Here is a 12,361-nt window from a genome sequence, read left to right as displayed (position 1 = left end):
GCCGCTCAGACGCCCGCCAGCTCCGACTTCGGCTGGCGCGTCATCAGGTCCACCACCGCCGTGCGCGCGCTCTTGCCCTCGTGGGCAATCAGGTACACCTGGTGGCAGATGGGCAGCTCCACGCCCGTCTTGACCTCCAGTTCGTGCGCGCTGCGGGCCGTCTTCACGCCTTCGGCCACCTCCTTCATGTCCGCGAGGATGTCCGGCAGCTTGCGGCCCTTGCCCAGCTCCATCCCCACGTGCCGGTTGCGGCTCAGCTCGCCCGTGCACGTCAGCACCAGGTCGCCCATGCCGGACAGGCCGGAGAGCGTCAGCGGGTTGGCGCCCTTGCGCACCGCCAGGCGCGTAATCTCCGCCAGGCCGCGGGTGATGATGGCCGCGCGCGCGTTGTGGCCCATGCCCAGGCCGTCCGCCATGCCGGCGGCAATCGCGATGACGTTCTTCAGCGCGCCGCCGTACTGCACGCCCACCACGTCCGTGGAGGTGTAGCTGCGGAACGTCTCCGTCTGCAGCGCCTTCTGGCAGCGCAGCGCCACCTTGTCCCAGTGGGAGGCGATGGTCACCACCGTGGGCATGCGCCGCGCCAGCTCCTTGGCGAAGCTGGGGCCGGACAGCACCGCGAGGTACGGGTGGAACTCCTCCGGCAGGCAGTCCTCCAGGAGCTCCGTCATCGTCAGCAGCGTCCCGTTCTCGATGCCCTTCGACACCGTGACGATGGGGACATGGCGCGGCAGGTACGCCTGGGCCTTCGCCACCACCTCGCGCGTGGCGTGGCTGGGCGTGGCCAGCACCACCAGCTCCGAGCCCACGAGCGCCTCCTGGAGGTCATTCGTGGCGCGCACGCGCTCCGAGATGGGGATGCCCTTCAGGTAGGTGGGGTTCTCGTGCTGCGTGTTGATGGCCTCCACGACGGAGGACTCACGACCCCACAGACGAACCTCCTCGCAATTGACCGCGAGCACGTTCGCCAGGGCGGTACCGAAGGAGCCGGAGCCGATGACACTGCCACGCATGGAAGACCTCGCTAGAAACCAGTCACGACGCCAAAGGTGATGACGGGCATGAAGTCCGTCTCGTCAGGCCGGGTCCGGATGTCCCCGCCAATCGTCAGAGCGTAGGACGTTTTCTCACTCACGGGGATTTCCGCGCCCAACCGCACCGGAAAGGCGCCGGACAGCGCTACGTCAGGGGGCAGGCCGCCCAGCGGCACCCCTTGAATGGGCTCGGTGTCCAGCGCCATCAGGTAGCGGACGTCCAGGAACAGTCGCGGCGAGCGGGCGCCCGCGATTTGGAGATTGCCGACGACGCCGGGCAGCACGTTCCAATTGCGGCGGCCGCTGTAGTAGCGCGCGCCCCGGTCCTCCACGCTCGCGGGCCGCAGGAAGAAGGCGTGGCTTCCCTCCACCGCCACGCCCACGCTCCACCGGGGCCCGCCGTCGAGCACCATCCACCGCGCGCCCACGCGCAGCTCGTTCATCAACCCGTAGGCGCTGTCCACGCCGGCCAGCACGTCCACGCGGCGATGGACGCCCACGGCGACTCGCGCGGACACGATGGGAAAGCCCAGGGCCAGGCCCACGGCCATGCCCCCCGCCCCCATCGTCCGGGCGCCGAGCAGGCTCACGCGGTTGGGGACGGGCGGCGGCCTGACGGGAGCCGGCGGCGTCCGGGGCGCGGGGATGGCGGCCTCGTCGACGGGCACCAGCGGCGGAACTTCGGGCAGCTGGGGCAGCGTGGCCGCCGCCTCCGCATCGGGGACAGCGGTGGCGCCCGGGAAGGACTCCCAGGCCGCGTCGTCCGGAGCTTCGTTGCGAGCGGGCGCGGCGACCTGGCCGGGTTGCGCCCAGGAGGTGTCCGGCGCCGGGTTGCGCCGAGGCGCCCCAGGAGGCTCCGCTGGCGCAGAAGCCGCCGCGGGCGCGCTTCCCGAGGACACACGTGCCGGTGCCCCGCCTCCAGACGCAGGCGGTCCTGGCTGGGACGGCACGGATGCTTTCGACGAGCCCTCCGAGGGGACACGCGCCTTCGAAGCCTCGGCCCCCGCCACCCTCGCCTGCGACGGCACGACAGCCGTGGACGCGCCCTCCGCCGGACGAGCTTGGACGTCTCCCACCAGGGCAAGCACAAGCAGGGGCAAGGAGGGGGCGGAGCGCATGGTGGGAAGCCTCAGCTTAGTCCGACGGGCATATAAGGCACGAGGCAAGCCCGCCCGCTTGGAGGCCAAACCGGGCCTGCGTCCGGAAGCGGTCAGCGGCATGCGGGAAACGTCGCCGCGCGAGGCATCCTCCGGTCTACCATCCGCGCCGCTTCGGCAGGCGCACACGGGAGTCACACGGGATGAGGGCTGGAGGGCGCGCGGCATTGTTCATGGCACTGGCGCTGGCGGCGTGCCGGAGCCGACCCTCGGACTCACCCGCGGTGGACGCGGGCACCACGGCGCCCCCTGTCGAGCGCGCGGCGCTCCCCGACTGCGAGGTGCTGCTGCCAGCGGACGACCGCGAGCTGATGCTCCCCGGCTTCACCATGAAGCAGGAGCGCGCCTGCCCGACGTGTGGCCCGCTGTGCAGCTTCCGCTCGGACGCGGAGCCCGGCCTCGCCGTCTCCATCACCTGGGACTGCAACGCCCGCTACGCCCAATCGGACATCCAATCGTTGATGGCCCCGACCCTCCAGGCCGGCGGCGTGGCGGTGCCCGCGCTGGGCCGTGCCGCGGTGCGGCGCGCGCCCGCCCAGGGCATGTCCCAGGTGCTGGCCTGGGATGACGACACGGACTGCGCGGTCGTCGTCACCTGGCTGGGCGGTGAGACGGAGCGGGCCGTGGAGGTGGCGCGCTCGGCGCTCATCGCCACCACGCCCGCCGTGCTCGACGCGGGGACACCCGGCGCCCGGGAAGAGGACGCGGGGGACTCCGGCGAGCCCTGAGGCCCACCGGACAGCCCCCGTCCCCTACAGCGTGAGCAGGTACGCCACCAGGTCGTCGACCTCGGCGTCGGTGAGCTGCGCCGTCACGCCGTGCTGATTCGACTCGCGGCCCTGCATCAGCCGGTCCTTCAGCGACACGGCGCTGCCGTCATGCAGGTACGGCGCGGTGCGGGCCAGCCCCAACAGCGACGGCGTGTTGAGCCCCTGCTTGCGCACCACCGGGTCATCCTGGAGCGGCCCCGAGGTGACGAATGTGCCCACGTCGGCCTGCGTGTTGAGGGTGAAGTGCTCCCCTCCGTGGCAGGTGTCACACGCGGCCTTGCGGAACACGGCCTCGCCGCGTGTCTGCGCGTCGGTGAGGACGTCAGCCCTGTGCGGGTTGTCCGGCGCGGGCAGCACGTCGATGAAGTCGGACAGCTGCGCCACCATGACGCCGTCCAGCACCGTCCCGCCCATGCGGTGGCGCACCGTCGCGTCGAGGAAGTCCCGCATGGTGGAGAACTCGCCGCTCCAGTGGAACGGCCCCGTCTTCGTCATGCTCCGGCCCGCGAGGCTGGGCGTCTGACGAGGCCCGTCCGGGAAACCCCAGACGTGGCCGTCCTCGCGGCCATCGGGATGACAGCTCGCACACGACGCGCCCACCGACGTACTGGCCATGCGCGAGTCCAGCGCGCTGAAGAACAGCTTGCGGCCCGCCACCTCGTTGGGCGCCAGCACGTCGCCTGCGATGGGCAGCGGCGCGCCGTCCGTGCGGATGTTGGCGGTGCCACCCGCGCCGTCGCTCACCAGCGTCGTCACCGTGTGGTCGAACGCGTTGTAGACATAGGCCTTGCGCCCATCCCGCGTCATCGCGATGCCGGTGGGACCGGAGCCCACGCGCACCAGCTGACGCACCGTGCTGCCCAGGCCGGCCATCAGGTCCGAGCCCGAACGGCGCCCCGTGGGGATGATGGCGACGTTGTCCGTCTCCCGGTTCACCACGAAGGCCCAGAGGCCCGTCGGGTCCACCACCGCCGCCACCGGCCCCTGGATGGGGTGCGTCAGCTCCGGGCTGATGATGGTGGAGGGCGGAAAGTCCGGTGACAGGTCCGGCGGCGGACGGCACCGGTCCAGGTCATCCACCCGGGGCGTGCCCGTGTCCGTGTCGAAGGTGACCAGCCCCGGCGCTACCACGCCGCCCGTGTTGCAGGGCCCTCCGCCGCCGTAGAGCGAGCCCCCGGTCGGCGGGGTCGGCGTCCCGTCTGGAGACAGCGGGTCCTCCCGCGCCCACATCACGGTCGCCAACGCGCGCTCTCCATCCGGCGTCACCGCCACGCTCGACATGCTGCGCGGCTGGAAGCGGATGTCCGCGGCCGGAGGCAGCGGCGTCAGCCCGTCCGGGGCCGCGGCCACGTTGTCCCGGACGTTGGCGCGCGCGTACAAGTCCGTCTGCTCACGCGCCACGCGGGGCCGGTCCGCGTCCGTCAGGTCCACGGAGACCAGGTCGCCCTGACGGAAGCGGGTGATGAGCGCGCGCTTGCCACCCTGCGCCAGCGCGATGCCTCGGGGCTCATCCCCCACCGGCAATTCCCAGCGCACCGACAGCGAGCGCGTATCCACCGCCATCAACGAGCCGTGGCTCGACGTCGCCAGCGCGGTGCTGTTCACCACGTACAGCGTGTCCCCGGCGGGCGACACCGACAGGCCCACGGGCTCCACACCCACCGCGATGCGGGCCGCCTCGTTCCAGTCGCCCCGGCGGATGACGGACACGCTGCGCGAGCCGCGATTGGAGACGTAGACGGTGTCGTCCGGCCCCACCGCCACGCGCTCGGGAAGGAGGCCCACCTTCACCTCGCCCACCTTTTCACGACGCGCCGTGTCCACCACGGCGAGGACGCCGTTGTCCGAGTCCACCACGTAGAGAAAGGCGTCATCCCGGCTGAGCGCCACCGAGCCCGACGACTGGGTCCAGGTCGCCTGGGCATCGCGGTCTTCACACGCCGGAAGCGCGAGCATCGAGGCCAGCACCGTGGCCAGGACCGTCCGTCTCATGGAGGGGTTCCCTTCCTCGCGGCGGCCCGCCCCACCCACCAGACACCGGGCGGCCGCGTCCTGAGCGGGGAAGAAGGCGGCCGGCCCACGTCGCACGCCTGCCCCGCAGCCGCCCATGCTTGCACCAGAACACCCCCGAAGTCGATGACGTCCGCACACACTCCAGGTGGTGGTGGACACTCCCCTGTCGCGGGCGTGGGTGAAACGCCACGAGCGTGTAGCGCCGGGTGGGAGTAAAGGAGAGGGGCCGTGTCCCGCACTCCGCCCCGCTTCCTCAACTTCCGGCGCACGTTCGCGCTGCTCATCGTCCTGGTGGTGGTGCCATCCGCCGGCCTGTCCGGCTTCGGGGTGGTGGCCATCATCAACGAGCGCGCGGCCGTGGAGAAACGGCTGGAGGCCGCCTGGCGCGGCACGCTGGAGTCGCTGTCGGAGGAGCTGCCGGGCATCCTCGCCTCGGCGAGCCTGGAGCCGGTGAATGACCAACTCCAGTTCATCCTCCCCGACGGGCAGCCCGTGTCGGAGCCGGACGGCGCCTTCCAGTTGGAGGACGGGCAGGTCCGCACCCGGGACACCCAGCTGGCGGAGGCGCTCTCCACCGTGGTGCCCGAGGCGGGCGGACTGCCCACCGAGCCCACCGTCTTCTCGCTCACCGCGGGCGGGCGCGCGGTGCTGGTGGCCGCCGAGCGACGCGGCAGCGTGGTGCACGGCGTGCGGCTGTCGGTGCAGAGGCTGGAGGCCCTGCTGGCCGAGCGCGTGGACCCCCGGGCCGTGTCCAGTGAACCGGTGCGCTTCGCCCTGCTGCCCGTGCCCCGGGAGCCCTCCGATGGCGGACTGATGGGGCGTCTGGTGTCCGAGGTGGCGCAGGCGCGCGCCAGCGCCATGGGGCCCACGGGCCTGGCGGAGCGCGTGTTGCCCTCGCCCCTCCAGGACTTCCGGCTGGTGGTGCTGCCCACCGGCGAGGACCCGGTGGCGCGCGCGTCCACGCGCAACCGCGTGCTGTACGGCGTGCTGCTGGGCCTGTTCTACCTGACGCTCACCTTCGGCGTCGTCTACACCGGCCGCGCGCTCTACCGCGAAGCGCAGCTGTCGCGGATGAAGACGGACTTCGTGTCGCTGGTGAGCCACGAGCTGCGCACGCCGCTCACGTCCATCCGCATGTTCATCGAAACCCTGGCCCTGGGGCGGCTGAAGGACCCGGCGCAGATGCAGGAGGTGCTCACCCTGCTGATGCGCGAGACGGAACGCCTGTCCATCTTCGTCGAGCGCGTGCTGGACTGGGCGCGCATCGAAGGCGGGCGCAAGGTGTACCAGCGCGAAATCGTGCCGGTGCCGGAGCTCGTGAACGCGGCGGTGGAGGCCTTCCGCACCCAGCGCATGGAGGACGGCGTAGACCTGACGGTGGATGTGTCGGACGGCTTGCCCGCGCTGGACGTGGACCGGGCCGCGGTGGCCGGCGCGTTGCTCAACCTGCTGCAGAATGCCTACAAGTACAGCGGGCCGGAAAACCGCCGCATCACCCTCCAGGTCCGAGGCAACGACAAGTGGGTGGACCTGTCGGTGGAGGACAACGGCTTGGGCATTGCTCCCAAGGAGCGCAAGCGCATCTTCGAGCGCTTCTATCGCGTGGACAACCTGCTGACGCGCAGGACGGAAGGCAGCGGGCTGGGGCTGGCCATTACCCGGCGCATCATCGAAACCCACGGAGGCCGCATCTCCGTGCAGAGCGAGCCAGGCAAGGGAAGCCGGTTCACCATCCACCTGCCGGCGGGGAAGGCATGAGCGACAAGACACGGAGCATCCTGGTCGTGGAGGACGACCTGTCCATCCTCACGGGCCTGTCCATGAACCTGCGCTTCGAGGGCTACGAGGTGCTCCAGGCCCAGGATGGCCGCACTGGACTGGCGCGCGCGCTGGACGAGTCGCCGGACCTGGTGGTGCTGGACGTCATGCTGCCGGAGCTCAACGGCTTCGAGGTCCTCAAGGAACTGCGCCAGCGCGGCCGGGACACGCCCGTCGTCGTGCTCTCCGCCAAGGGCATGGAGACGGACAAGATTGTCGGCCTCAACCTGGGCGCGGACGACTACGTGGTGAAGCCGTTCGGCCTCCAGGAGCTGCTGGCCCGAATCAAAGCCGTGCTGCGCCGGCGCTACCCGTCCGCAGGGGCGGGCTCGCCGCCGCCGGTGACATTCGGCGACGTGAGCGTGGACATGGCCGCCCGCACGGTGGCGCGCGCAGGGACGCCGGTGGAGCTCACCGCGCAGGAGTTCAAGCTGCTGGCGCACTTCCTCGCGCACCCGGGGCGCACCTTCACCCGCGAGGAGCTGCTGTCCGGCGCCTGGGGCTACCACTACGAAGGCAGCGCCCGCACCGTGGACAACTTCATGCGCCAGCTGCGCCTGAAGTTCGAGCCCGACCCGGAAGCCCCCCGCCACTTCCTCACCGTGCGCGGACTGGGCTACCGCTTCGAGCGCTGACGGGCGCTCACGGTCCGGCGATGCCGATGTGGCGCGAGTCCTCCAGGTCGAAGGGCTTGCCGTCGAAGCGGCCGTAGCGCTCGCGCGGCACCAACCCCGCCGCGGTGAGCGCCGCGTCCAGCTCCTCCGGCGTGAAGTGCCGCAGCTTGAGGCGGCGGATGGGGCTGGGCCCACCGGGCGCACGCCGCTCGCGCAGGTGGAGGGTGAAGAGCGGGCGGCGGGGCTCCAGGCCGGCGCTGGGCGCCTCGTCGTCCCGGGGGAGCACCGGCTCGCGAGGCGTGTTGAGCACGTCGTAGACGAAGGAGCCGTCCGGCGTGAGGTGGTGGCGCACCGTGGCCAGCAACGCCTCCAAGTCATCCTTTCCCGGCATCAGCCCCAACGCGTGCTGGGGCGCGAGCACCAGTGGGAAGCGCTCGGACAGGCGCAGCGAGCGGAGGTCCGCCACCTGGAAGCGCGCCCTGCGTGAGACGTCCTCGGGTTCCGAGCTCCGCTGTTCCTCGGCGGAGCGAATCATCACCTCCGAAGGGTCCACGCCCACGGCGTCATGGCCATGTCCCGCCAGCGCCCACACCACCCGGCCATTGGCGGCTCCCAACACCAGCACGGGCCCGCCATGCTCGGCCGCCTGACGTGTGTAGAACAGGAGGTCCGGCTCCTGACCGACAAGAGAAAGTGGCATCCGGCCCCGCGCGTCATGACCACCCATTCGAGGAAGGAAGTAGCACGAATCCGGCCTCGCCCGGGACAGGCCCGTACGCACGCTGGGAAGCGGATTACCCACATCGTGTCTGGCGCCCAACGGACACGCCGCGCTTCAAGGCTGCTCGTGCTGGCACCGTCCTTGCCAACGAACGGGGATTGAACACGACGACCCACTTCGGGCCGATCGGCTTTTCAGCAGGGGACGGTGACGAGATGAAGCGCGGATGGGGATGGGCGGGCGCGCTCTTCATGGCGGGCTGGGTGTGGACGGGCTGTGGCTCGGGGAGTGGCACGACGGACGGACAGGACTTGGACGTCCCGCCCTCGGAATCCCCCCAAGCCCCGGAAGGCGATGCAGGCACGCCGGACTCGGGCACGCCGGATTCAGGGACACCGGACGAGCCCGACGCGGGAGAACCGGATTCGGGCACGCCGGACGACGACGGTGGCACGCCGGATTCGGGTACGCCGGATGACGACGGTGGCACGCCGGACGGGGGCCCCGTGGAAGTGCCCCTGCCCACGCCTTCCGCGGCGAACTGGGAGTTCTTCGGCCGCGAGGCGGGCGGCCCCCGCTTCATCCACGGCGTGAGCGCGGACGCATCCGGCAACATCTGGGTGGCGGGCGGCGAAGAAGGGCTCTTCCTCATGAAGAAGGGTGAGCGCACCTTCCGGCGTTACACGATGGCGGAAGGCCTGCGCCCGTACGGCTACATGCCGGACGGCAGCGCGCCGCCGGGACCGAAGTACCTCAAGGTCATCTCTGTCGCGGGCGCTTGGAACGACACCGTCTTCGTCGGCTACGAGGGCATGCCGGGCGACGGCGCGCTCCACTGCGAGAACAACTGGGACAGCAACGCGCCGGACCCCGCGCGATACAAGAGCGGTGACGCCGACCGTGTCGCACTGCGCGCGGACGGCACGCTCGACGTCGTGCACTACGACATCTTCTCGGGACCGAACGTCGTCGACGCCGAACTGCGAGGCCGCGAGAAGCTCTGCAACATCTGGCGCATCGCCTATGACGCGAAAACCAACAGCGTCTGGTTTGGCGCCAACCACGGCCTCGCCCGCGGTGATGCGGACTACCGGGGCGACCCGACGTGCAACGGGCAGTTCCACTGCTGGGGCGTGGAGGAGCACTCGCACCCGGGCATCAACGCGTACATCTACACGAACCCCACGGCGGACCGGGCCCAGTACGGAGAGGACCGGAGCCGGTGGAGGGTTCAGCCCGCGCTGCTCACGGATGCGTATTGGGGCCTGGGCGTGCGTCCGGACGGCGATGTCTGGGTCGGCGGCGCCAACCGGACGACGCGCTACTTCTACGGCACCGTCGCGAACGATTTCTGGGAGGGCCAGACGCGGACGGAGTCCCGAGCCTCCGCATGGAACCGCATCGACATCTGGAAGGACGCGGTGGGCGAGGAGCGCTACTCCCGTCCGGAGCAGCGCACGGATGACCTGGTCTCCGGCATCGCCGTCGTGGGCACCTCCGCGTGGGTGGGCTCCTTCGGCCACGGCCTCGCGGAGCTGAACGACAGCGGTCAGGTGGTGCGTACGCTGAAGAACGAGCTGGCCGCGCCGCACGTGGCCAGCGTGGCGGCGGACCCGGCCAACGGCAGCATCTGGGCCGGTCATAGCTGGGGCGGCGGCCTCTCCCGTGTCCGGGGCGGCTCCGTCTCCCACTACGGCCTCTCCGTGCTCGGGCGAGAACTGTCCAGCATGCGCGTGCCGGACATCCAGGTGGACCGCTCCGGCCCGCGGCGCCGCATGCTGGTGGCCTTCCAGGGCACCACGCTGAGCGATGGCACCGTGATGCCGGGCACCATCGGCGTCTACTCCGGGGACTAGCCACACCTGGCGACAGGGCCGTGGCGGCCGCTTCGTTCCAAGGGAGCGGCCGCTCCTATTTGTACCAGGGGTACGTCAGGTTGGCGGGCAGCAGGAACGCCCAGCCCGCGTCGATGACGATGGGGCCCCGGCCGGGCCTGCCGTACACCTGCACCGGCGCCAGGGAAACGCCTTCCTCGAAGGGATACGCCAGCGGCTTGTACCCCTGACGAAAATGCACGTTTTGAAGCACCACGCGCTGTTGCTTCGGGGTGTACAGGGTGGCGACGAACAAGACATCGTTGTCGTCTCCGGGCAACTCCTTCCGCTCGACCGTCATCAGCAGCGAAACCCGCACATCGGCTTCCACGCTTCGCACCAGCCTCCGCGTGTAGCGAGGCGCCAGCCAGAAGGCGAGCAGGCCGATGACCACGAGCAGGCTCCCCCACACCGGGAGCTGGGCACTGAACGGCCATCTGTGTCTTCCGGCATCCAGTTCCTGCTGGAACGACGACCACCCATAGAGCACCGCCAGGCCCCCCAGCACCACGCTCGCGCCAGCCCAGCGAAAGGTGCCCGCGAGGTGCTGTCGCAGCGCATCAATCAATTCGTCACGATTCCTCTGTACGGGCTTCGCCTCGGGGCGCACATCCGTCATCACAGAGTCCTCCAGGTTCGCTGCCCCGCGTCCTAAGCCGCCACGCCGCCCGCCGATAGCGTCCAAATCGAGCGCCGACGTCGCCGCCGGCCAGGACACCCCGGGTCGAACCGGGGCGGGCCGACCTCCTTCATGTGTCTCCGTGCGGCGACAGCGGGCCGTGGGCAGCCCGCTTCGGCCCTGCACCGGATGCCCACCCTGCCGCCCCGACCGGTCCCCGCCTAGCCGGCTGCTGGGCGGGCATCATCCTGAGGGACAGGAAGTCACCACGAGGCGCGAAGCCGTCTAGAATCCCCGCCGGCCATGCCCGCCCTGCCCCCCGCACCCATCCCCTCTCACACCGTCATTGGCGCACGGACTCAAGGGGAACGGCTCTCCGCCCAGCTCTTCCACCTCGTCCTGCTGGACACCGAGCGCGCCGGCACCGTCTTCCCCCTGGCCAATGAAGCCCTCCGCGTGGGCAAGGCCCCGGACAATGACGTCGTCATCGACCACCCCACCGTGAGCCGCAACCACCTGGTGGTGCGCCGCCAGGGGGACCGCTTCCTCGTGCAGGACCTGGGCTCCACCAACGGCACCTTCCTCGACGGTGCCCAGGTGCGTGAGGCCTTCCTCCGCCCTGGCGCCCTGCTGGAAGTCGGCGACGTGCGCCTGCGCTTCAGTCCCCAGGTCTCCCCGGTCCAGGTCGAGCCCATCCTGGAGGACCGGCTGGGCGACCTGGTGGGCCGCAGCCTGCCCATGCGGCAGATTTTCGCGCTGCTCCAGCGCATCGCGCCCACCGACTCCACCGTGCTGCTGGTCGGTGAGACGGGCTCGGGCAAGGGCGCCGCCGCCAAGGCCACCCACAAGCTCAGTCCCCGCGCGGGCGGGCCGCTCGTCGTCTTCGACTGCGCCAGCGTGTCCGACTCCCTCATCGAGAGCGAGCTCTTCGGCCATGAGAAGGGCGCCTTCACCGGCGCGGTGAGCCAGCGCATCGGCTGCCTGGAGCGCGCCAACGGCGGCACCCTCTTCCTGGACGAAATCGACGACCTCGCCCTGGACCTGCAGCCCAAGCTGCTGCGCGCCATCGAGGACCGGGAGTTCCGCCGGCTCGGCGCCTCCTCCCCCATCTCCTTCGACGCGCGCATCATCGTCGCCAGCAAGAAGGACTTGTGGGCGGAGACGCAGGCGGGCCGCTTCCGCGAGGACCTCTACTTCCGCCTCTCCGTCTTCACCGTCAGCCTGCCCTCCCTCAGAGACCGCAAGGAGGACATCCCCCTGCTGGTGGATGCCTTCGCGGGCGAAGGCCTGTGGCCCCGGCTGCCGGAGAAGATTCGCGAGCAGTTCACCGGGCACACCTGGCCGGGCAACGTGCGCGAGCTGCGCAATGCCCTGGAGCGCGCCCGGCACATGGTGGACATTCCCGAGCTGGCCGGGGACACCCTGCTGCGCGAGTTCACCCGCGAGGTCCCCGCCGCCGCCGGGGACTCTCTGCCGGTGGAGTTCACCGGCCCCTTCAAGGTCTGCAAGGACGAGCTCATCCGCGCCTTCGAGCGCGAGTACCTCACCCGGCTGTTGGGCCGCGCTAAAGGCAACATCGCCCGCGCCGCCCGCGAGGCCGAGCTGGACCGGAAGCACCTGTACTCGCTGCTCCACAAGTACGGACTCGTTCAGAGCGAGACGGACTGAGGCACCCGCAGGCGTCTGGCGCGTCGGACTGGCAAACAGCGGACGGAGTGTGGAAGGGGCTCGTGACAGCAGT

General features: G+C 70.7%; 10 protein-coding genes. 5 read left to right on the top strand and 5 right to left on the bottom strand.

Translation table 11 applies throughout. From position 1 onward, the window contains the following. Window positions 1-5 precede the first annotated feature (5 nt). Window positions 6-1,013 (bottom strand): NAD(P)H-dependent glycerol-3-phosphate dehydrogenase, encoded by a 1,008-nt coding sequence (locus BHS09_RS06810; protein ID WP_140788340.1) that lies wholly within the window; start codon window positions 1,011-1,013, stop codon window positions 6-8. Window positions 1,014-1,024: 11 nt separating this feature from the next. Further along, window positions 1,025-1,933 carry a hypothetical protein gene (locus BHS09_RS06805; RefSeq protein WP_140797487.1) on the bottom strand — a complete coding sequence of 303 codons (909 nt, stop codon included), beginning with the start codon at window positions 1,931-1,933 and terminating at the stop codon, window positions 1,025-1,027. Between the two features lie 401 nt (window positions 1,934-2,334). Here BHS09_RS06805 and BHS09_RS06800 point away from each other — a divergent pair, with 401 nt between their 5' ends. After that, window positions 2,335-2,919: a hypothetical protein gene (locus tag BHS09_RS06800; protein ID WP_140788337.1), complete on the top strand. Its 585-nt coding sequence runs from the start codon at window positions 2,335-2,337 to the stop codon at window positions 2,917-2,919. A gap of 24 nt (window positions 2,920-2,943) precedes the next feature. On the opposite strand, the gene BHS09_RS06795 is transcribed toward BHS09_RS06800, so the two are convergent. After that, the gene (locus BHS09_RS06795) at window positions 2,944-4,953 is read right to left on the bottom strand and encodes a c-type cytochrome (RefSeq protein WP_140797486.1); all 2,010 of its coding nucleotides are present in this window, start codon (window positions 4,951-4,953) and stop codon (window positions 2,944-2,946) included. Window positions 4,954-5,202: 249 nt separating this feature from the next. On the opposite strand from BHS09_RS06795, the gene BHS09_RS06790 reads away from it, so the two are divergent. Beyond that, on the top strand, window positions 5,203-6,732 hold the full coding sequence (locus tag BHS09_RS06790) for a sensor histidine kinase (RefSeq protein WP_140788333.1): 1,530 nt from the start codon (window positions 5,203-5,205) through the stop codon (window positions 6,730-6,732). Next, on the top strand, window positions 6,729-7,427 hold the full coding sequence (locus BHS09_RS06785; RefSeq protein ID WP_140788331.1) for a response regulator transcription factor: 699 nt from the start codon (window positions 6,729-6,731) through the stop codon (window positions 7,425-7,427). The genes BHS09_RS06790 and BHS09_RS06785 overlap by 4 nt, the downstream gene beginning before the upstream one ends. Before the next feature lie 7 nt (window positions 7,428-7,434). Here the strand turns inward: BHS09_RS06785 and BHS09_RS06780 are convergent, their stop codons facing one another. Next, on the bottom strand, window positions 7,435-8,133 hold the full coding sequence (locus tag BHS09_RS06780) for a class I SAM-dependent methyltransferase (protein ID WP_174259411.1): 699 nt from the start codon (window positions 8,131-8,133) through the stop codon (window positions 7,435-7,437). Between the two features lie 152 nt (window positions 8,134-8,285). Between BHS09_RS06780 and BHS09_RS06775 the strand changes: the two genes are divergently transcribed. Then, the gene (locus BHS09_RS06775; protein ID WP_140797485.1) at window positions 8,286-9,983 is read left to right on the top strand and encodes a ligand-binding sensor domain-containing protein; all 1,698 of its coding nucleotides are present in this window, start codon (window positions 8,286-8,288) and stop codon (window positions 9,981-9,983) included. Window positions 9,984-10,038: 55 nt separating this feature from the next. On the opposite strand, the gene BHS09_RS06770 is transcribed toward BHS09_RS06775, so the two are convergent. Further along, window positions 10,039-10,620 (bottom strand): hypothetical protein, encoded by a 582-nt coding sequence (locus BHS09_RS06770; protein ID WP_140797484.1) that lies wholly within the window; start codon window positions 10,618-10,620, stop codon window positions 10,039-10,041. 303 nt (window positions 10,621-10,923) lie between these two features. Here BHS09_RS06770 and BHS09_RS06765 point away from each other — a divergent pair, with 303 nt between their 5' ends. Further along, entirely contained in the window at window positions 10,924-12,288 is a 1,365-nt protein-coding gene (locus tag BHS09_RS06765; RefSeq protein WP_140788324.1) for a sigma 54-interacting transcriptional regulator, read from the top strand. Window positions 12,289-12,361: the final 73 nt, after the last annotated feature.

The sequence above is a fragment of the Myxococcus xanthus genome (genome assembly GCF_006402735.1).
Classification (GTDB): domain Bacteria; phylum Myxococcota; class Myxococcia; order Myxococcales; family Myxococcaceae; genus Myxococcus; species Myxococcus xanthus_A.
The sequence above is the reverse complement of the archived record's forward strand: the minus strand, read 5'-3'. Positions and strand labels throughout refer to the sequence as shown.